The following is a 17,378-nucleotide window of genomic DNA, read 5'->3' as shown; positions in this document are numbered from 1 at the left end:
GCCCCTGAGCTGCAGCGCATTCCGGTGTGCGGCGCCTTACGGCCGGTCGGGTCTCAACCTACCCTCGGGAGGGGACGGCGCACGGTGGGTTAGCATTCGGAGGTGACCAACCCGGCTCCCATCGACGACGTCTCCATCGGAGGCGACACCATCCGCCTGGGACAGTTCCTCAAGTTCGCGGGTGTCCTCGACTCCGGCGGCGACGTGAAGGAGGCCATCATCGACGGCCTCGTCACCGTGAACGGCGAGGTGGATCGCCGCCGCGGACGGCAGCTGCAGCTCGGTGACATCGTCGCGTTCGAGGGGCGCAGGGTGCGCGTCCGCCCGTGAGGGCTCAGGTCAGGTCGTGACCGTTCGCGCGGCCGGCCGCTCGGAGCGCGGCCGACGACGCGTCGAGTTCGCGCCACGGCCGCTCGACGGCCAGCTCGGCGATGCCTGCGGTGCGCAGGATCACGTCCTGACCCGCCAGAGACGACGCCAGTGCCTCCATGCCGGGGTTGTGACCGACCAGGACCACCGTCCGCACGCCGTCCGGCACGTCGCGGACGACGTCGAGGAGCCGCTCCGCGGATGCCGCGTACACCCGTTCGTCGACGCGCAGCAGCGGCGGCTGCGCGAACTCTGCGGAAACCAGCTCCCAGGTCTCACGGGCGCGCTGTGCGGGCGACACGATGGCGAGGTCGATGCGGCCGGCGTTGCCGGCGAACCAGCGCCCGGCGAGCGAGGCCTGAGCGCGACCGCGGTCGGCCAGCGGCCGGTCGATGTCCGCCTCCGAACCGGACCAGTCCGACTTGGCGTGGCGTAACAGGATGAGGGTGCGCTCGGTCGTCGTCACGCTGCCAGTGTGCCGCACCGGCGGGCTGCGCGGCATCCGTCACTCGTGTTCGGGGAGGAGCGGGGTCGACCAGCCGGGATCGCGACCGAGCTGTGCGGCGCGCGCGACGGAGCCGGCGCCGAAGCGGTCGCGGACGGCGTCGAGCACGGTGTCGAGGCGTGCGCCGTCGTCCCAGTCGATCGGCAGCTCGGGCTGGAAGCTGTCGGCCCGCCCCAGCTGCGACAGCGAGACGCCGATGAGGGTGATGCCGCGTTCGGTGATCTCCGGCCGTGCGGCGACGAGCAGGGCCCGGGCGAGCGTGAGCAGCGTCGAGGTCCGGTCCGTCGGGAACGGGAGGGTGCGGGAGCGGGTGGCCTTCGCGAAATCGCCGAAGCGGAGCCGCAGCACGACCGTGCGGCAGGTGCGGTCGCCGTCTCGCAGCCGGCGGGCGAGCCGGTCGATGATCTGGGTGAGGATGAGGTCGAGTTCCTCGGGCGAGCGCGGCCGGCTTCCGAGCGCTCGCTGGGAGCCGACGGACCCGCGGCGCTTCGTCGAGTCGACGGGTCGCGGATCGCGCAGGCGCGCCAGCGCATGCAAGTGGGCGCCCGCCGCTCTGCCGAGCAGTCTCTCGGCCGTCGCCTCCTCGAGTTCGGCCAGCTCTCCGACGGTGCGGATGCCGAGGCGGTGCAGCTTCTCGGCGGTGACGGCGCCGACGCCCCACAGCCGCTCCACCGGGAGCGGGAGCAGGAACTCCTGCTCCCGGTCGGGTTCGACCACGAGGAGCCCGTCGGGCTTGCTCACCGCGCTCGCGACTTTGGCGAGGAACTTGGTCCGCGCGATCCCGACCGAGATGGGGAGCCCGACTTCGTCGCGCACCCGTTCCCGCAGCCGCGCCGCGATCTGCTCGGGCGTTCCCGCGATGCGCCGGAGCCCGCCGACCTCCAGGAACGCCTCGTCGATCGACAGCCCCTCCACGACGGGGGTCGTGTCGCGGAAGATGGCGAACACGTCTTTGCTGGCGGCGGAGTAGGCGTCCATGCGCGGGGGGACGATCCTGGCGTCCGGGCACAGGTCGCGGGCTTGGCGGCCTCCCATCGCGGTGCGGACTCCGCAGGCCTTCGCCTCGTAGCTCGCCGCCAGCACGACACCGCCGCCCACGATGACGGGCCGGCCGCGCAGCGCGGGGTCGTCGCGTTGCTCGACCGACGCGTAGAAGGCGTCGAGGTCGGCGTGCAGTACGGTCGCCTCGCCCCGCATGCCGTCCTCCGATCGATCCGCGCCTCAGGAGACGATCCGCGCCTCAGGAGAATGGTCGCATCGACCGCGGACACCGCGAGGAGGGCACAGCAGAGGGTTCGCTGTGGGGGCGGTTCGACTCACCCCTGGTCGTCGAGCACCTCGCGCAGCCGCTGGGCGAACGCCTCCGGTTTGCCCGGATAGCCGGAGTCCTCCGCGGCGAACCCGCCGTGGTGACTCGGGAACACGACGGCCTCGCTGCCCAGCAGCTCCGCGACGGCGACGGACGTGCGCCCGGTGAAGACGCCCTCCGACTCTTCCCCCACTCCGATGACGATCCGCGTGGGCGCCGCGGTGAGCGCGTCGACGTCGAGCCGGTGTCCGGTCACCGCGACGGAGCGTTCCGAGAGCAGCGGGTCGCCGCGGGAGCCGTCGTCGTCCGTGGGCATCCCGAACATCGCAGGATCGGGCGCCGGCAGGGCGAAGTAGTCGTCGGTGAACTCCCCGCGCCAGGAGGTCATCGCGATGAACGCGGCCATCCCCGGCCCGAAGCCGTGCGCGTCATAGGTCTCGTGCACCTTCTCCAGTGCGCGCTCGGCGTTCCGCGCGTCCGGGAGGACGCCCGGCAGCGGCGGCTCGTGTGCGACGAGCACGCGCACATCGTCCGGGTGGGCGGCCACCAGGGCCAGGGCGGTCACCGCTCCGCCGCTGCTCGCGAACAGGTCGACCGGCCCGCGGCCGAGTGTCGCGATGATCGCGTGGACATCCTCGGCCTGCACGGCCGGAATGTTGGTGACCTCTCCGTCGCTCCGGGTGCTTCTGCCCAGGCCGCGCGGGTCGTAGGTGACCACGACGCGGTCCGGCAGGTACGACGCCAGGGCTCGGAAGCCGCTCGCATCCATGGGCTGGCCGATCATGACGAGCGGGGGATGCCCTCCGTCGCCGTCGGTCACCTCTGCGATGTCGTAGACGATCTCGGCGCCGTCTGTGCTCACGGTGTGCGTTTCCATGTCGGTCCGGTCTCCCTCGACGATTGGTCCCCGGTACGGATGCTACGCCAGGTGCTTCCGGAATCCTCAGGTCCTCGCGGAGTCGTTGCCACCCCGTGCGCCGGGGGTGTAGACCGAGCACGTTGTGGTGCTCAGACCCTTCGACGTGGGGGTGGAACATGTCTGATCGCGAACCGACTCCTCTGGCGACGACTCCTCCGGCGGGACCGCCCGCGGAGCCCGGGCGGCCAGCGCCACCGCAGAATCGCCCACGGCGCACCGGCTGGCTCTGGGGAGCCCTCGCCGTCGTGATCGCCCTCGTGATCGGAGGCGCCCTCGGCTGGGGTATCGGGAGGTCGGGGGCCGCGACGACCGCGGCGGTCTCGTCGTCGACGTCCGGTCAGCAGGTCAGCGCGTGCGACGCGATCACGGTGTCGGACGACGTGCTGCCGGCGATCGTCACGGTCTCCGCCATCGGCTCGGCCGGTGGAGGCACAGGCACCGGCGAGCTCATCACGAGCGACGGCTACATCGTGACCAACAACCACGTGATCTCGGGTGCGGTCGACGGCGGCACGATCTCCGTCGTGTCGTCCGGCGGCGTCGAGTCGCCTGCGCAGCTCGTCGGGCGCGACCCGCGGTCGGATCTCGCCGTGTTGAAGATCTCCGGGTCGAACCTGCCGACCGTTCCGTGGGGCGACTCGGCGAAGGTCGTCGTCGGTCAGCCGGTCGTCGCGCTGGGGGCTCCGCTCGGCCTGTCCGGAACGGTCACCTCCGGCATCGTCAGCGCGCTCGGCCGCACCGTCCCTGTGCCGGGCGACGACGGCCAGACGGCGATCCTCGCCAACTCGATCCAGACCGATGCCTCGATCAACCCCGGCAACTCGGGAGGTGCGCTCGTCAACTGCTCCGGCGACCTGATCGGGATCAACTCCGCGATCGCGACCGTGCCGAACGCGGCGGGCCAGGCGGGCGGCGGCAGCGTCGGCATCGGCTTCGCGATCCCGTCCGACTTCGCGCACACCATCGTCGACCAGCTCATCAAGAACGGGCACGTGACCTACCCGTACTTCGGCCTCTCTGTCGCACCGATCCCCCCGGCGGCGGCCCAGCGGCTCAAGGTGACGGACGGGCTGTACGTCGTCTCGGTCGTTCCCGGCGGCCCGTCGGCGCAGGCCGGGCTGCGGCAGGGCGACGTGATCACCGAGATCGACGGCAAGCCGGCGGCCAACGCCGATACCCTCGCCCAGACCGTGATGACCACGAAGGCGGGGGAGAGCGTCGACGTCACCTACGTGCGCGACGGCCAAACCGCCAAGGCGACGGTGACGCTCGAGAACCCGCCGTCCTGATCGCCCCCCCACCCGCCTCCTGAGCGGAGGCGGGCCGAGCCGTGACCCCTTCACCGGGTCACGGCTCGTCGCGGTCGGGCGGCCGCGTGCGGAGTTCGTGGCGGAAGGTCCGGTCCGAGCCTTCGCGCACAGGGTAGACCGGTGGCCGACGGGCGGGGAGTAGAAACTCCGGGTCTTCCCGGGGCGGCGGACGGCGGCGGACGACGGTCGACGCCGTGGTATCACCTGCATTTCCAGGATAGCGGCCGCCCGGGGGCTTGCGGCAAGGCCCCCGGCGTGGGCGAGAATGGCCGGTCGCGGCCGCAATCACGAGCTTCGCAGCCCGGCCGGGGAGGAGAGTGCTGGATGGAACCCGACGCGACCACACCTGACGCGACCACGTTCGACGTGATCATCAGTGGAGGCGGCCCGACCGGGTGCATGCTGGCGGCCGAGCTGCGGCTGCACGATGTCGACGTGCTCGTGCTGGAGCGCGACGAGCAGCCGAGCCCGCTCGCACGGTCGCTCGGCCTGCACCCGCGCAGCATCGAGATCCTCGATCAGCGCGGCCTGCTCGACCGTTTCCTGGCCCTCGGAACGCGCCACCCGCAGGTGGGCACCTTCGCCGGCATCGCCGCGCCGCGTCCCGTCGACCTGGACTCCGCTCACGCGTACATCCTCGGCATCCCGCAGACGATCACCGACCGGCTCCTGCAAGAGCACGCCGTCGAGCTCGGCGCGCGGCTGCGTCGCGGCGCCGAGCTCGCGGACTTCGAGCAGGACGACGACGGCGTGAGTGTCGAGCTCGTCGACGGCACCCGCCTCCGGTCGCGGTGGCTGGTCGGCTGCGATGGCGGCCGCAGTCTCGTGCGGCGACGGCTCGGGATCGGCTTCCCTGGCGAGGCGGCGACGACCGAGTGGCTCCTGGGCGAGGTGGAGGTCACCGCGACAGCGGACGACGTCGCGGCGATCTCGGCGGAGGTCAGGAGGACGCACCGGGGGTTCGGCATCGGTCCGGGCGCCGGGGGTCTGTACCGGGCCGTCGTCCCCGCCGCGGGTGTCGCGGAGGACCGCAGCGTGCCGCCGACGCTCGAGGAGTTCCGCACGCAGCTGCGGCAGTATGCGGGCACCGACTTCGGCGCGCACTCGCCGCGCGCGCTCTCGCGCTTCACCGACGCCACCCGCATCGCCGAGAGGTATCGCTCCGGGCGGGTGCTCCTCGCCGGCGACGCGGCGCACGTGCACCCGCCGCTCGGCGGCCAGGGGCTCAACCTGGGCATCCAGGACGCGTTCAACCTGGGCTGGAAGCTGGCCGCCGACGTACGCGGCTGGGCCCCGGACGGGCTGCTCGACAGCTACGAGGCCGAGCGTCGGCCGGTCGCCGACGAGGTCCTGACGCTCACGCGCGCCCAGAGCGTGCTGATCGCGCCGGAACCCGGTCCGCAGGCAGTGCGCCGGCTGGTGACGGAGCTGATGGCGTTCGACGATGTGAGCCGGTACCTCGCGCAGCGGATCAGCGGCACCGGGATCCGTTACGACCTCGGCGACGATCCGGGTTCCGACCTGGTCGGCCGGCGGCTCCGCGACCTCCCGCTCGCCGAGGGGAGGCTCTACGAGCTGCTGCGCGGCGGCCGCGGCCTGCTGCTCGACCGCACCGGGCGGCTGCGTGTCACCGGGTGGGAGGGACGAGTCGATGCGATCGTCGCGCCCGACGCCGAACTCCCCGCGCCTGCTGCGCTGCTGAGACCCGACGGCTACGTGGCGTGGACCGGCGACGACCAGCACGACCTCGACGGCCGGCTGGCCGGCACGTTCGGGACGAGGGGGTAGTCGGACCGTGATGTGACGGCCGGCCGGCGCTCAGCCGCCGTAGTCCGAGCGGATCACCATCGGGGTGCCGTTGGCGTTGCAGATCTGGCTGGCGAGATCGTTCGCCGCAGCGAAGTCGCCGGGCGCGGCGTGCAGGATGCCGCCAGGGTGGTCGCCCGCGCCCGTGAGCCAATCGGCCAGCCGCGGGAGGACCGTGCCGAGCAGCCCGGAGCCCGCGCCGTCCGCCGTCGCGCGCGCGGCGAGCGCGGTCAGGTCGGCTTTCGCGGTCACCGTCTTCTGCGTCCACTGGGCGACGTCGACGTCGCCGTGATCGAAGCCCTGGTCGGCGTTGAAGTAGGCCTCGATGATCGGCGCGAGTGCGGCGCACTGCCGTTTGGTCGCGGGGTCGGGTGCGAACCGGTGTGCGCTGAAACGGAGCGTCGCGGCGAGCCGGGTGCCGTCGGGGACGACCAGGTCGACAGCCACCCGCGTTCCCGGAGCCAGCTTGCTCACATCGAAGTCGAACGACTGCGCGCCGCCGCACGACCCCGCCCGGGTGTCGATGCCCGTCTCCACGGACACGGAGTAGAGGCCGTACGTGCAGGTGAAGTCGACGTGGAGGGTGCGCGCGCCGCTCGGGAGCACGAGCGCCTCGGTCGCGCGGCCCTCCTGGTACACCTGCGCGGTCGGCCAGTCCGCCGTCGACACGCTCACTGTCGGTGACGGAGTGTGCGCGTTCGAGGCGCCCGTGCATCCGGCGAGGCCCGCGACGGCGAGGCCCGTGACGGCCAGGGCCGCGGCGACCGCGGCGAGGCGTGTGAGCTGCATGGGCATGGTCCCCCTGTGTCGTCGGCGGCGTCCACCATCATCTTGGCCGCACGCGCGCCGATCCGCAGCACCCGCGGGCTCACCCCGAAGTGGGGTGACCGCGCAGCGGACGGGGTGGGCGCCGGTGTGCCAGGATGTCCACCGCGCCGTCACCGAGTGCGCTGCGCGATGTCAGGGCTCGCGCCCGAAGGGGGAACCACGATGACCGATGCCACCGACGACCGGGTCGAGGCCGCACGCGACGATCGGGTGGAGGCCGCTCCCGGGCCGCACGTGCCGGAAGCGCCCGCCCTGCCCGGTGCTGACGACAGCGCCGCTCCGTCTCCTGCTCCCGCTGCGGAGGCGGCTCCGGCTGCGGCTCCGGCGCAAACGACACCCGAGTACGCGGCGGTGGCTCCGTACAGTCAGGGGGAGCGGGTCGGTCGGGGCATCGCGCTGGCGCTGCTGGTCGTCCCCGTGGGCGTCGTGGTCTGGACCCTGCTCTGGCAGATCGGCTTCATCGCGTCCATCGTCTCGTGGGGCGTGGCGATCGCTGCCGTCTGGCTGTACCGGGTGGGATCGAAGGCGCGGGTCACGCGCGCGGCGGCCGGGGGGATCATCACGATCGTCGTGGTGACCGTCGTCCTCAGCCTGCTCGCCGGCATGTTCACCGACCTGGCGTCGGCGATCCCGGTGCCGCTGCAGAGCGCGATCACGGATCCGAAGGTCTGGGGGCTCTTCGCGGACAACCTCCTGAGCAACGGCGACATGTGGAAGGCCTACCTGCCGCAGGTGCTGATCGCGCTGGTGTTCGCCTTCCTCGGCTGCTTCACCACGCTGCGGAGGGTGTCGCGCGAGTCGCGGGCGTGATCGGGCGGCGTGACCACTAGCCGCGCCGGCCGCCCACCCGCTACTGTCGCGCCGTGGACCTTCGACTGACCGGCGCTCGCGCTGTGGTGACAGGTGCCAGCCGCGGAATCGGGCTGGCCGCCGTGCGCGCCCTCCTCGCCGAGGGTGCGACCGTCGTCGGCGTGGCCCGCACGACGACCGATGAGACGCGCGAGCTGGAGGCCGGTCCGGGCTTCCGGTTCGTCTCCGCCGATCTCTCCGACCCCGCGTCTGCAGCAGGACTGCGCGATGCCGTCGGGGGCGTCGTCGACGTGCTGGTGAACAACGTCGGCTCCGCTCCGCCGAGGCCGGGCGGCTTCGCCTCCATCACGGACGACGACTGGCTCCGGACGTACGAGCTCAACGCGCTCGCCGCGGTGCGGGTCACCCGGTCGCTGCTGGGGGCGATGCGCGACGGCGGCGCGATCGTCAACGTCGTCAGCGAGAACGCGATCCTGGCCGACCCGCTGGTGATGGACTACAGTGCGGCGAAGGCGGCGGCGCTCAGCTTCACCAAGTCGCTCTCGAAGGAGCTCGGGCCGCGGGGTATCCGCGTCAACTCCATCAGCCCCGGTCCCGTCGCGACAGCGCTCTGGCTGGGCACGGGCGGTGTCGCCGAGACCGTCTCCGCTGCCGGGGGCGGCACCCCGGAGGAGGTGCGGCACGGCGCGGAGCAGGCGATGGTGACCGGGCGCTTCACCACCCCGGAGGAGGTCGGCGCCCTGGTCGCCATGCTGGCGAGCCCGGTGCTCGGCAACCTGACCGGGTCGGACGTCGTGATCGACGGGGGCATGCGGCCGACGATGTGAGGGCTGGTTGCGAGCGCCCTCCTCGGTAAGGTCGCGGACGTAACGATCGTCGACAGCGAGGGAGTCACGCGATGACGAAGTACATGATCTCGTTCCCGGGTTCTGCGATGCACGTGACGGAGGAGGAGCTCCCCGCCGTGTCCAAGGCAGCGCACTCCGTGATCCGCGAGGCTCAGGAAGCGGGTGTCTACGTCTTCGGGGGTGGTGTGGACGAGAGCGTTGGAACGGTCCTGGTCTCCGGGGACGGCACGGTCACGTCCGGCACCTACCCGGAGACGCGGCTGATGGACGGAGGCTTCACGGTCCTCGACCTGCCCACCCGCGACGCGGCACTCGAGTGGGCGGCGAAGATCGCGACCGCCTGCCGCTGCGACCAGGAGCTGCGCGAGTTCCAGTACGACCCGGAGGTCTGACCGCGCGGCTCGACCAGCCGTCGGCCCGCGAGCGCCGTCAGCCGGCGAGCACCGTCAGCCGGCTAGCGCGGGCGACTCGAAGTACAGCTCGTCGAAGCAGGCGAGGGCCTCGCCCCAGGTTCCGCCCGCGTCTTCGATGGCGCGCGCTTCGTCGAGCGCGGCCATCGTCGCGAACGGAACCGTCAATCCGTGCGCTGCAAGGTCGAGGACCGACTCCACCGGCTGCCCGGAGTCCGCGGTCTCGACGGTGACGAGGTGCGAGTAGACGTCAGGAGCGAGTTCGCGGATCGCCTCCCCGATCAGGTCGCCGTGACCCGGACCCTCGGCATCCCAGGTGAAGCGGACGAGACCATCGGCGGGGAAGGCGTAGCGGTGACGTTCCCCTGCGGCGGTGACGGCATGCTCGAGGGCGGCGCGAACAGCGGCAGGGGCGATGATCTCCGTCATGGGGCTCTCCTTCGTTGCGTCGTCGTCAGCGCGGTTCGGGCCCAGCTGCCCGCCGTTGTGCAGCGGGTTCCGTGATTCTGGCACGACTCGGCTACCCCCAGGAAGGGGTCACTCGCGAATATCAGCAAACTCTGACGCTGCGGCATCGGCGCCTGCTCTCGGTTCTCCCAGAGTGGGATGTGAACCGGGGGCGCGAGCTGGACGCCGTGTCGATCGATCGCCGCAGATTGGACACGGTGTCGATTCGCACGGAGGGGCGACGCGCCTACCATCCTGACATGGCCGCCATCGTCGTCGAGGAAGACCGGACTCTCACCGCTCCCGTAGAGGGAGCGACGATCGGTGTGCTCGGCGGTCTCTCCGGCGGCTTCCGGAGCGATGCCGACGTCGTGATCCTCGGCTACGACTGAGTCGGTACGGCGACCGCCCGGGTGCGACGTCAGGTCGCGTCGTCGCCGAGCGCTGCCGAGACCCCTTGCAGCAGGTCTCCCGGTCGGCACTCCAGCGGTTCCGCGAGTTGCACCAGCACGAGCACGGACGGCGTCATGGTGCCGCGTTCGATACGCCAGAGAGTGTGCTCCTCGAGCCCTGCCCGCCGCGCCAGCTCATCGAGGGCGAACGCGAGCCGCTCGCGGCGTTCGCGGATGTTCTCCCCGATCCGGCCGGCGATCGCGTTGTTCAGGTTCTGCACGCGATGAATGCTAACAAGCCGTCAGAGAGTAGCCTGGCTGTGCCGGCTGTTCCAAGCGACCGGTGAAGACGACGAAGGAAGAAACGATGGCTACAGGCACCGTCAAATGGTTCAACGCGGAGAAGGGGTACGGGTTCATCGCCCCGGATGACGGCAGCGCCGACGTCTTCGCCCACTTCAGCGAGATCCAGTCGCAGGGCGGCTACCGCTCCCTCGACGAGAACCAGAAGGTCGAATACGACCTGACTCAGGGTCCGAAGGGGATGCAGGCCTCCAACATCCGCACCCTCTGAGCGCGGAGGTCGGGCGCCGTCACGGCTGAAGCCGGGCGGCGCCCGACTCACCTGATGAGCCGGGCATCACCCACCGGGAATGCAGTACTGCCGTCCGCCCCCATGCGGTCCGGCCTGCCATCCGGTTGCCTGCCGCTCACGGTATTCGGGTGCAGGCATTTGTCAACGGGGCGGGCGAGCGCTGTTCAGCGCGCGACCTCCTCGAGAGCGAGGACGGCTGACGCGATCGCGGCCGGGTTCTCCCAAGCGGTGAAATGGCCGCCGTGCGGCAACCGCTCGAAGGAGCGGATGTCGGAGTAGCTCTTCTCGGCGAGCGAGCGCGGGTAGGCGCCCTCGTGCGTCTGCACGACGATGCTCGCGGGCACCTCGATGATCGGGTGGAGGTCGTCCCCGGCGGGCGGCTCACTGTACGCGCGGAAGCTCGTGCCGATCGAGCGGGTTACCCAGTAGACCATCACATTGGTCAGGATGTCGCCGGGATCGAACGACGCCAGTCCGTCGCCGTCGCTCCACGCGGCGACCTTTTCGGCGATCCAGGCGAGCAGGCCGCTCGGCGAATCGATCAGCGCCGCCGCGAGCGTGTCGGGGCGCGTGCCCTGCTGGTGGGCGTAGCCGGACTCGGTCGACGACCCCACGGTCGCGAGGAATGCGCGCTCGGTCTCGTCGAGCTCGATCCCGGGGCGGCTCCGCGCCGAGAACGACGCGTGGCTCGCGATGATCCCTGCGGCGGCGGGATGCGCGCCGGCCAGCCAGTCGCTCACGCCCGCGCCCACGTCCTCCCCGTAGGTCAGGTAGCGCTCGTAGCCGAGCTCGGAGGTCATCAGCGCGTTCCAACGATCGGCGATGGCCGCCGACGAGAACGCGGTGGGCAGCACGCCAGAGAACCCGTAGCCGGGCAGCGAAGGGACGATGACGTCGAGCTCGCCATCGAGGGCGTCGACCAGTGACAGCATCGAGGCGAACGAGTAGGGCCAGCCGTGCGTGACCACGATCGGAAGCCTCCCGGTCGTTCGGCCCCGCGCGACGACCGCGTGCACGTCGCAGCCGTCGATCGTGACGCGCACCTGATCGAAGCGGTTGAGCCGGCGCTCGGCCTCCCGCCAGGAGTAGCCGTCGAGCCACCGGCCGACCAACGAGCCGAGCACCTCCGGCGGGATGCCGTTGGACCAGTCGGGGCCGGGAGTCTTCTCGGGCAGGATGGTTGCTACGAGCCTGCGGTGCAGATCGTCGAGGACGTCGTCGGGCACCGCAATGCGAAAAGGCTCCATGCGTTCAAGCTACTTCCCCCCGCCGACACCGCCCAGAGCCGACCGAGGGGCACGCAAGCGCCCCTAAAACGCTGGTTTAGGGGCGTTTGCGTGCCCCTCGGCCGCCCTCTGCGCAGCGTACGCTGGCGGCATGGCCGACAAGCGCTCGCGACCCGAACCGGACGCCCGGGTCGAGGCTGCACGCTACCGTCTCGATCGGGAGGCGCGGGCCCGCGGCGAAGAGGTCGAGGGGGCCGACGCCGGCCGGCCGACGATGGACCAGCGCGCCCACGTGATCGAGAACGCCATCCAGCAGGCGATCCGCCGCGGCGACTTCGACGATCTCCCCGGCGCGGGCAAGCCGCTCCCGGGGCTGACGGGCACGCACGACCCGGACTGGTGGATCCGCCGCAAGATCGAGCGCGAGAAGCTCACCGGCCTCGGGCCTCCGGCGCTCACGCTGCGCACCGAGCACTCGGAGCTCGAGGCCACGCTCGACCGCCTCGGCTCCGAACGTGCCGTCCGCGAGCACCTCGCCGACTACAACCGGCGCATCATCGACGCCCGCCGCCAGTTGCAGGGCGGCCCGCCCGTCGTGACCCCGACCCGCGACGTCGACGAGGAGGTCGCCCGCTGGGCCGAGCGCCGCGAAGCCCGTTCGCGGGAGGCCGAGGCCGAGCGCCGCGCGGAGTCGGAGGCGCTGGCCGCTCTCAGCCGTCGCGAGCGCCGACGCCTGCGCCGCCGCCATCCCTGACCCCTCATCCCCGCGCCCACCCCGCCCCACCTGGATGCGCGAGGGGCATCACTCGGAGAGGTGCTGCTTGGTGTTCGAGTAGGTGATCGAGTCGGCGGTCGCGCCGACGAGGCCGAGCGTCACCCGCAGCAACTGCGCGGGCAGTCCGTCGTTCGGGGGAGGAGTCGCCGCTCCGAGCGTCAGCGACTTGCCGTCCGGTCCGGTCGCAGTGACGGAGTCGAGGTAGACCTGCACGTGGCCGCTCAGCGTCATCGTGTCGGCGGTCGTGGCGAGCGACGGCCCGGTCTGCTTGCGCACGGTGAGACTGAAGCCCTGGATCGTGATCGTGTCCGCCGAGATCTTGAGCACGGGGATCCGGCTGCCGTCCGCGAGGGGCACGGTCACGACGCTGATGCCCTGGAGTCCGGTGAACGACAGCGACCGGCTGCCGAGCTGGGCGGGCGGCTGGGTGAAGACGGGGGCCGAGGCGTCCGGACCGGCCGGGGCGGGAGCGGGCGCCGGCGCGCTGCCGCTGCCGCTGCCGGTGCCTGCGCCCGGGGTCGTCGGCGCGGGGAGACCGGGAAGCGGCAGTCCGGGCAGCGGAGAACCCGGCGACGACGGCGACGGAGTGGGGGTCGGTGTCGGGGTGCTGCACGAGGTGAAGATCGGGATGCAGAGCGACGCGAGGGCCGCCGTGGCGTTCGCGGCCCGGCTCGGCTCCGGCACGGCGCCGATGCCCGAGAGCGCGCCCGCGAGCACCAGGCCGGCGACGAGCGCGCCGCCGGTCGCGCTCGTACCGCGCTTCACGCGTCCCTCTCCGGCCACGGCTCCGCCTCCGACGTCGGCTCCGCCGCCGACGCCGACGCCTGGTCGGCGCCTGCTCCCGCCGGCTCAGCTCCTGATGCCTCCGAGGACTCCTGCGCGCGTGCCCGCGGCATCCGCGCCACGGTGAGCACTCCACCGATCGAGCTCAGCAGCATCCCGATGAAGAAGCCGCCGAGATTGACACCGACGAGCGAGTACACCGCGACAGCGAGCGCGATCACGCCGTAGAAGATCCGGTGCGCCGGCATCGCGATCGCGAGCACGCCGAGCAGCACCAGCAGCACCGGGATGATCGTCGCCTGCAGTCCCTCGATGCCGAGCTGCACGTGGATGCGACCCAGGTCGAGTTGACCGGAGAAGAACATCTCCACGCCGCCGAGCGCCGTCAGCAGGCCGCCGACGAACGGGCGCTGCCGTCGCCAGGAGCGGAACCGCTCCCGTCGCGTCGGCGCGTCGTCCATCGCCGTCGCCGCGTGCGCGGCCGGGCGACTCAGAAGCATCCCTTCGATCCGTCCGTCAGCTGCACGTGCATGCCGGTGAGCGTGAAGACCGAGGCCTGTGTGCTCCACGCGGTCTGCTGCAGGTGCGTGATCGTCACGGTGTCGGCGTCCTGGGCGAAGTCGCCGGGCGAGCCCTTGGCCGCGGTGTTCACGGTCGAGGCGTCGACGCCGATCCGGATGTTGTGGAACTCGGAGTCGCCGGCCAGGTCGGTCATCCCGATCTGCAGGTCGGAGGCGCTGGCCGGGTTGCCCCCGCCGCCGGCGGTGATCAGCATCCCGACCTTGCCGAGCGGAGTGTCGGTGACGACGGACTGGCAGAGGTCGGCGAGCGTCGCGGACTTGATGTTGGCGATCGCGACCTGGTGCTGCTTGCCCGCGGTGTCGGGGGCGACACCGGCGTACTGCGAGAAGCCGGTGCCGTCGAGCTTGGAGGCGCTGATCTGGAACTGGCTGCCGGAGACCGCGAACGAGACGGGCACGGCACCTTGGGCGACTCCGGTCATGAGCAGGGTGGACACCACGGCGACGGGCACTGCGGCGAGCACGATGCGTCCGGCGTGCGAGCCGGCGAGCTTGCGGAACTTCATCGATCCTCCTGTTCGGGGGCTTGACAGCGACGGTGCGGTCGTTCCCACTGAGAGAGTAGACGCTATTGACGAGGTGTCAATAGTCGGCCGAATGGAGGACGGACCGACCGTTCCGGCCACACAGCGGGCGGGACGCGCCCTAGTACGCTCGACGCATGGACACCGACCGGCGCACTCGCCTGACTCCGGACGAGCGCCGGGCGCAGCTGGTCGCGCTGGGTGTCGTACACCTCGCCGATCACCCCCTCGACTCGCTGACCATCGAGGAGCTGTCGGCGCAGGCGGGCGTCTCGCGAGCGCTGCTGTTCCACTACTTCGGCTCCAAGCAGGGGCTGCACACGGAGGTCGTGCGCACCGCGCGCGACAGCATGCTGCGCGCGACGGAGCCGATCCCCGAGCTGCCGCCGCGCGAGCGCTTGCGCGACACGCTGGCACGCATCGTCGCGTTCGTCCGCGACCACAGCGGCACGTTCTATTCGCTGGTCCGAGGCGTCGCGAGCGGCGATAGGGAGGTCAGGGCCGTGGTCGAGGAGGCCAGGGCGGAGCAGGCCGAGCGCATCATCGCGGTGTTCCTCGAGCTGGGCGCGGCCGACGAGCCGATGCTGCACATCGGGCTGCGCTCCTGGATCGCGTTCGCGGAGGACGTGCTGGTCGCGAGCGCGATCGGCACCGACCTGCCGTCGGAGAGCATCGTCGACTTCCTCGAGCGCAGCGCGGACGGCGTCGTCGCCGCGGTGCCGGCGGACGGCGGGCGCGGCCGGCCCTGAGCCTCAGATCCCCTCTTCGTCGAGGTCGTCCTGGGTCAGGACGCCGTCGTCCGGATCGCCTTCCGGGTCGTGCTCGTCGTAGTCGGGCTCGGCTTCGCGCTGATTGCCCCCGGTCGGGCCGTCGTTGCCGTCGCCGGGGCCGTCCCAGACGGTCTCGCCTGCGACGCCGTCGGTGGTGACCAGCTCGTCGGCGAAGTCGGCCTCCGCGATCGGGTCGTCCAGTGCGTAGTCGACCTCGCCGTCGCCGGGGTCGACCCAGCCGGCGGTGTCTCCGGCGTCGGAGTCGCCGATGGCCGGGTCGTCGGCGCCGTCCTCCGGGATGCGGTCCATGCTCGTCTCCTCACCTGCGCTTTCGCGCCGAACGTACACCCGAGGGGCGGTACGGCAGAAGACGAGAGGCGTCGTCGCGAACGATCGCGGCGACGCCTCAGTGTCGAAGGGACGGGTCGAAGGGAGAGCCGGTCAGCTCGCCTTCGGGAAGGAGTAGGTGCCGCTCGAGCCGGCGTCCTTCACGGCAGCCTGGACGAACGCGGCGAACTGGGACGCGTCACTGACGCTGCCCTGGTAGCGCTCGCCGTTGACGAACACCGTCGGGGTGCCGAAGCTGCCGTTCTGCGGGTTCTTGAGCTGCGAGTTCGACACGGCCTCGGTGGTCCGGTTGGTGACGAACTTGGCGAAGGTCTGGTCGTTCACGCACGTCGTGATCGCCGACGAACTCGCGCCGGCGCCCTTGAACAGTTCGAGCATCTTGGCGTTCGTGAGTCCCGATCCGGTCTGTTCGTCCGGCTGGTTGGCGAACAGAGCACTGTTGACGTCGAAGAACTTGTCGGGCTCGTAGTTGGCCACGCACGACGCGGCCGCACCGGCCCGGGTCGAGTACTGGTTGTTCGTCGGGGAGTCGAGGATGGCGACGGGGTGGACCTCGAGCGTCGCGGCGCCCTCCGACATCCACTGCTTCATCTGGGCGGAGTTCGTGGTCTCGAACTGGTCGCAGATGGGGCACTGGTAGTCGAGCCAGATCTGGATGTGCGCGGTCTTGCCGTCGAGGGTCTGCGTCGTCGGCGTGGGCTTGGCGCCCTGCGCGATCGCGGGAGTGGTGACGGCCTTGTCCGACTTCGTGAGCAGGATTCCACCGCTCAGCATGTTCTTGGGGTTGGCGACGTTGTTGGACGCGCTCACGCTGGTGAAGATCACGACGCCCACGATCGTGAGGACGGCGATGATGCCGACGATCACCGAGCTCTGCACGATGACCTTGCGACGCTTGGCCTTCTTGGCGGCCTCTTCGCGCATCCTCCGCGCTGTCTCGCGCGCTTCGGCGCGACGGTCGTTCTTCGTGGGGGTGGTAGCGCCTCTGCCTGTAGCAGCCATTCAGGTCATTCCGTTTCCGAGGTGGACAAGTCTCCGGGACAAGCGTATGGGTCTTTTCCTTTGGATGCGCTGTGGCGCGACTGCATAATGCGCAGGTCGATCGCGGGCCGAGCGTGCGGAGTCGCGCAAAAGACTTGGGTTGTTCGGGACACCCGGCTACCGTGGGTCCCGTGATGAGCATCGAGAGTGCACGATGACCGTGGACGACTCCAGCGCACGGAGCACCGGGTCGGAGACGGCGGGCGCGGAGTACGCGGCCCGGCTGGCCAGGCTCGACCGGTCCAAGTGGCGCAGGGTGCTCAACGTCCAGGCCCCCTACCGCTGGAACGTGCGGCACCTGAAACTCGGTCGCGTCCTGGACATCGGGTCGGGTCTGGGGCGCAACCTCGCGCACCTCGAGAACGACAGCGTCGGTGTCGACCACAACGCCGAGTCCATCGCCATCGCCCGGGGGAGGGGGCTCACCGCGTTCACGAGCGACGAATTCCCGACGAGCGGGTACGCCGTCCCGGGTGCGTTCGATTCCCTGTTGTTCGCCCATGTCATCGAGCACGTGTCGCCCGAGTACGCGGTCGGGCTGGTGCAGACCTACCTGCCGTACGTCGCCCCCGGCGGAACCGTGTGCTTCATCACCCCCCAGGAGCGCGGCTTCGCCAGCGACGCCACGCACGTGACCTTCACGGACTTCGACGCGCTCGACGCGCTGTGCCGCAAGACCGGACTCTCGCCGGTGCGGCACTACAGCTTTCCGCTGCCCCGCGCGGCGGGGAAGTCGTTCATGTACAACGAGTTCGTCTTCCTCGCGACGGCGCCGGAGTGAC

The 17,378-nt window shown here is 71.1% G+C and carries 23 protein-coding genes; 11 read left to right on the top strand and 12 right to left on the bottom strand.

Annotation, left to right across the window (positions count from 1 at the left end; all coding sequences use genetic code 11):
• Positions 1-102 precede the first annotated feature (102 nt).
• Positions 103-330: an RNA-binding S4 domain-containing protein gene (locus tag KNO15_RS06180; protein WP_241702539.1), complete on the top strand. Its 228-nt coding sequence runs from the start codon at positions 103-105 to the stop codon at positions 328-330.
• Positions 331-334: 4 nt separating this feature from the next.
• On the opposite strand, the gene KNO15_RS06175 is transcribed toward KNO15_RS06180, so the two are convergent.
• The 3 genes from KNO15_RS06175 to KNO15_RS06165 form a co-directional block, all read right to left on the bottom strand.
• Complete coding sequence (locus tag KNO15_RS06175) at positions 335-835, bottom strand: SixA phosphatase family protein (protein WP_241702538.1); 501 nt, start codon at positions 833-835, stop codon at positions 335-337.
• Positions 836-874: 39 nt separating this feature from the next.
• On the bottom strand, positions 875-2,071 hold the full coding sequence (gene dinB / locus KNO15_RS06170; protein ID WP_241702537.1) for a DNA polymerase IV: 1,197 nt from the start codon (positions 2,069-2,071) through the stop codon (positions 875-877).
• Between the two features lie 119 nt (positions 2,072-2,190).
• Positions 2,191-3,060 (bottom strand): alpha/beta fold hydrolase, encoded by an 870-nt coding sequence (locus KNO15_RS06165; RefSeq protein WP_241702536.1) that lies wholly within the window; start codon positions 3,058-3,060, stop codon positions 2,191-2,193.
• Positions 3,061-3,218: 158 nt separating this feature from the next.
• Between KNO15_RS06165 and KNO15_RS06160 the strand changes: the two genes are divergently transcribed.
• Complete coding sequence (locus tag KNO15_RS06160; protein WP_241702535.1) at positions 3,219-4,391, top strand: S1C family serine protease; 1,173 nt, start codon at positions 3,219-3,221, stop codon at positions 4,389-4,391.
• A gap of 345 nt (positions 4,392-4,736) precedes the next feature.
• Positions 4,737-6,200: an FAD-dependent monooxygenase gene (locus tag KNO15_RS06155; RefSeq protein ID WP_241702534.1), complete on the top strand. Its 1,464-nt coding sequence runs from the start codon at positions 4,737-4,739 to the stop codon at positions 6,198-6,200.
• Between the two features lie 30 nt (positions 6,201-6,230).
• On the opposite strand, the gene KNO15_RS06150 is transcribed toward KNO15_RS06155, so the two are convergent.
• On the bottom strand, positions 6,231-7,007 hold the full coding sequence (locus tag KNO15_RS06150) for a hypothetical protein (RefSeq protein ID WP_241702533.1): 777 nt from the start codon (positions 7,005-7,007) through the stop codon (positions 6,231-6,233).
• Positions 7,008-7,208: 201 nt separating this feature from the next.
• On the opposite strand from KNO15_RS06150, the gene KNO15_RS06145 reads away from it, so the two are divergent.
• The 3 genes from KNO15_RS06145 (at position 7,209) to KNO15_RS06135 (ending at position 9,096) form a co-directional block, all read left to right on the top strand.
• On the top strand, positions 7,209-7,856 hold the full coding sequence (locus KNO15_RS06145; RefSeq protein WP_241702532.1) for a hypothetical protein: 648 nt from the start codon (positions 7,209-7,211) through the stop codon (positions 7,854-7,856).
• 53 nt (positions 7,857-7,909) lie between these two features.
• Positions 7,910-8,683: an SDR family NAD(P)-dependent oxidoreductase gene (locus tag KNO15_RS06140; protein WP_241702531.1), complete on the top strand. Its 774-nt coding sequence runs from the start codon at positions 7,910-7,912 to the stop codon at positions 8,681-8,683.
• Positions 8,684-8,754: 71 nt separating this feature from the next.
• On the top strand, positions 8,755-9,096 hold the full coding sequence (locus KNO15_RS06135) for a YciI family protein (RefSeq protein ID WP_241702530.1): 342 nt from the start codon (positions 8,755-8,757) through the stop codon (positions 9,094-9,096).
• A gap of 54 nt (positions 9,097-9,150) precedes the next feature.
• Here KNO15_RS06135 and KNO15_RS06130 read toward each other — a convergent pair whose 3' ends face one another.
• On the bottom strand, positions 9,151-9,543 hold the full coding sequence (locus KNO15_RS06130; protein WP_241702529.1) for a hypothetical protein: 393 nt from the start codon (positions 9,541-9,543) through the stop codon (positions 9,151-9,153).
• A gap of 278 nt (positions 9,544-9,821) precedes the next feature.
• Between KNO15_RS06130 and KNO15_RS23060 the strand changes: the two genes are divergently transcribed.
• Positions 9,822-9,953 carry a hypothetical protein gene (locus KNO15_RS23060; RefSeq protein WP_278046467.1) on the top strand — a complete coding sequence of 44 codons (132 nt, stop codon included), beginning with the start codon at positions 9,822-9,824 and terminating at the stop codon, positions 9,951-9,953.
• A gap of 29 nt (positions 9,954-9,982) precedes the next feature.
• On the opposite strand, the gene KNO15_RS06125 is transcribed toward KNO15_RS23060, so the two are convergent.
• A complete protein-coding gene (locus tag KNO15_RS06125) occupies positions 9,983-10,234 on the bottom strand; it encodes a helix-turn-helix domain-containing protein (RefSeq protein ID WP_241702528.1) in 252 nt (83 codons plus the stop codon).
• 86 nt (positions 10,235-10,320) lie between these two features.
• Between KNO15_RS06125 and KNO15_RS06120 the strand changes: the two genes are divergently transcribed.
• Positions 10,321-10,527 (top strand): cold-shock protein, encoded by a 207-nt coding sequence (locus tag KNO15_RS06120; protein WP_208039866.1) that lies wholly within the window; start codon positions 10,321-10,323, stop codon positions 10,525-10,527.
• Positions 10,528-10,712: 185 nt separating this feature from the next.
• Here the strand turns inward: KNO15_RS06120 and KNO15_RS06115 are convergent, their stop codons facing one another.
• Complete coding sequence (locus KNO15_RS06115) at positions 10,713-11,795, bottom strand: epoxide hydrolase family protein (protein WP_241702527.1); 1,083 nt, start codon at positions 11,793-11,795, stop codon at positions 10,713-10,715.
• Between the two features lie 130 nt (positions 11,796-11,925).
• On the opposite strand from KNO15_RS06115, the gene KNO15_RS06110 reads away from it, so the two are divergent.
• Positions 11,926-12,528, top strand: coding sequence for a J-domain-containing protein (locus tag KNO15_RS06110; protein WP_241702526.1), 603 nt, complete (start codon positions 11,926-11,928; stop codon positions 12,526-12,528).
• Between the two features lie 48 nt (positions 12,529-12,576).
• On the opposite strand, the gene KNO15_RS06105 is transcribed toward KNO15_RS06110, so the two are convergent.
• Genes KNO15_RS06105 through KNO15_RS06095 form a run of 3 tightly spaced genes read right to left on the bottom strand, consistent with a single transcriptional unit; the run spans position 12,577 to position 14,419 of the window.
• Complete coding sequence (locus KNO15_RS06105) at positions 12,577-13,314, bottom strand: hypothetical protein (protein WP_241702525.1); 738 nt, start codon at positions 13,312-13,314, stop codon at positions 12,577-12,579.
• A complete protein-coding gene (locus KNO15_RS06100) occupies positions 13,311-13,832 on the bottom strand; it encodes a DUF6114 domain-containing protein (protein ID WP_241702524.1) in 522 nt (173 codons plus the stop codon). Before KNO15_RS06100 ends, KNO15_RS06105 begins: the two co-directional genes overlap by 4 nt.
• A complete protein-coding gene (locus KNO15_RS06095; RefSeq protein WP_241702523.1) occupies positions 13,823-14,419 on the bottom strand; it encodes a DUF6230 family protein in 597 nt (198 codons plus the stop codon). The genes KNO15_RS06100 and KNO15_RS06095 overlap by 10 nt, the downstream gene beginning before the upstream one ends.
• Before the next feature lie 155 nt (positions 14,420-14,574).
• Between KNO15_RS06095 and KNO15_RS06090 the strand changes: the two genes are divergently transcribed.
• Positions 14,575-15,186 carry a TetR/AcrR family transcriptional regulator gene (locus tag KNO15_RS06090; RefSeq protein WP_241702522.1) on the top strand — a complete coding sequence of 204 codons (612 nt, stop codon included), beginning with the start codon at positions 14,575-14,577 and terminating at the stop codon, positions 15,184-15,186.
• A 3-nt stretch (positions 15,187-15,189) separates the two neighbouring features.
• On the opposite strand, the gene KNO15_RS06085 is transcribed toward KNO15_RS06090, so the two are convergent.
• Both KNO15_RS06085 and KNO15_RS06080 read right to left on the bottom strand, forming a co-directional pair.
• Positions 15,190-15,516 carry a hypothetical protein gene (locus tag KNO15_RS06085; protein ID WP_241702521.1) on the bottom strand — a complete coding sequence of 109 codons (327 nt, stop codon included), beginning with the start codon at positions 15,514-15,516 and terminating at the stop codon, positions 15,190-15,192.
• Positions 15,517-15,648: 132 nt separating this feature from the next.
• Positions 15,649-16,479 carry a DsbA family protein gene (locus tag KNO15_RS06080; RefSeq protein ID WP_241702520.1) on the bottom strand — a complete coding sequence of 277 codons (831 nt, stop codon included), beginning with the start codon at positions 16,477-16,479 and terminating at the stop codon, positions 15,649-15,651.
• Between the two features lie 271 nt (positions 16,480-16,750).
• Here KNO15_RS06080 and KNO15_RS06075 point away from each other — a divergent pair, with 271 nt between their 5' ends.
• The gene (locus KNO15_RS06075; RefSeq protein WP_241702519.1) at positions 16,751-17,377 is read left to right on the top strand and encodes a class I SAM-dependent methyltransferase; all 627 of its coding nucleotides are present in this window, start codon (positions 16,751-16,753) and stop codon (positions 17,375-17,377) included.
• Position 17,378: the final 1 nt, after the last annotated feature.

It is taken from the genome of Leifsonia shinshuensis (genome assembly GCF_022606355.1).
GTDB classification, from domain to species: domain Bacteria; phylum Actinomycetota; class Actinomycetes; order Actinomycetales; family Microbacteriaceae; genus Leifsonia; species Leifsonia shinshuensis_B.
The sequence above is the reverse complement of the archived record's forward strand: the minus strand, read 5'-3'. Positions and strand labels throughout refer to the sequence as shown.

Excerpts from the sequence above, each read along its gene's own strand:
- dinB (WP_241702537.1), bottom strand. The coding sequence starts at position 2,071 with ATGCGGGGCGAGGCGACCGTACTGCACGCCGACCTCGACGCCTTCTAC.
- KNO15_RS06165 (WP_241702536.1), bottom strand. The coding sequence starts at position 3,060 with ATGGAAACGCACACCGTGAGCACAGACGGCGCCGAGATCGTCTACGAC.
- KNO15_RS06160 (WP_241702535.1), top strand. The coding sequence starts at position 3,219 with ATGTCTGATCGCGAACCGACTCCTCTGGCGACGACTCCTCCGGCGGGA.
- KNO15_RS06155 (WP_241702534.1), top strand. The coding sequence starts at position 4,737 with ATGGAACCCGACGCGACCACACCTGACGCGACCACGTTCGACGTGATC.
- KNO15_RS06150 (WP_241702533.1), bottom strand. The coding sequence starts at position 7,007 with ATGCAGCTCACACGCCTCGCCGCGGTCGCCGCGGCCCTGGCCGTCACG.
- KNO15_RS06145 (WP_241702532.1), top strand. The coding sequence starts at position 7,209 with ATGACCGATGCCACCGACGACCGGGTCGAGGCCGCACGCGACGATCGG.
- KNO15_RS06135 (WP_241702530.1), top strand. The coding sequence starts at position 8,755 with ATGACGAAGTACATGATCTCGTTCCCGGGTTCTGCGATGCACGTGACG.
- KNO15_RS06130 (WP_241702529.1), bottom strand. The coding sequence starts at position 9,543 with ATGACGGAGATCATCGCCCCTGCCGCTGTTCGCGCCGCCCTCGAGCAT.
- KNO15_RS23060 (WP_278046467.1), top strand. The coding sequence starts at position 9,822 with ATGGCCGCCATCGTCGTCGAGGAAGACCGGACTCTCACCGCTCCCGTA.
- KNO15_RS06120 (WP_208039866.1), top strand. The coding sequence starts at position 10,321 with ATGGCTACAGGCACCGTCAAATGGTTCAACGCGGAGAAGGGGTACGGG.
- KNO15_RS06115 (WP_241702527.1), bottom strand. The coding sequence starts at position 11,795 with ATGGAGCCTTTTCGCATTGCGGTGCCCGACGACGTCCTCGACGATCTG.
- KNO15_RS06110 (WP_241702526.1), top strand. The coding sequence starts at position 11,926 with ATGGCCGACAAGCGCTCGCGACCCGAACCGGACGCCCGGGTCGAGGCT.
- KNO15_RS06100 (WP_241702524.1), bottom strand. The coding sequence starts at position 13,832 with ATGCTTCTGAGTCGCCCGGCCGCGCACGCGGCGACGGCGATGGACGAC.
- KNO15_RS06095 (WP_241702523.1), bottom strand. The coding sequence starts at position 14,419 with ATGAAGTTCCGCAAGCTCGCCGGCTCGCACGCCGGACGCATCGTGCTC.
- KNO15_RS06090 (WP_241702522.1), top strand. The coding sequence starts at position 14,575 with ATGGACACCGACCGGCGCACTCGCCTGACTCCGGACGAGCGCCGGGCG.
- KNO15_RS06085 (WP_241702521.1), bottom strand. The coding sequence starts at position 15,516 with ATGGACCGCATCCCGGAGGACGGCGCCGACGACCCGGCCATCGGCGAC.
- KNO15_RS06080 (WP_241702520.1), bottom strand. The coding sequence starts at position 16,479 with ATGCGCGAAGAGGCCGCCAAGAAGGCCAAGCGTCGCAAGGTCATCGTG.
- KNO15_RS06075 (WP_241702519.1), top strand. The coding sequence starts at position 16,751 with ATGACCGTGGACGACTCCAGCGCACGGAGCACCGGGTCGGAGACGGCG.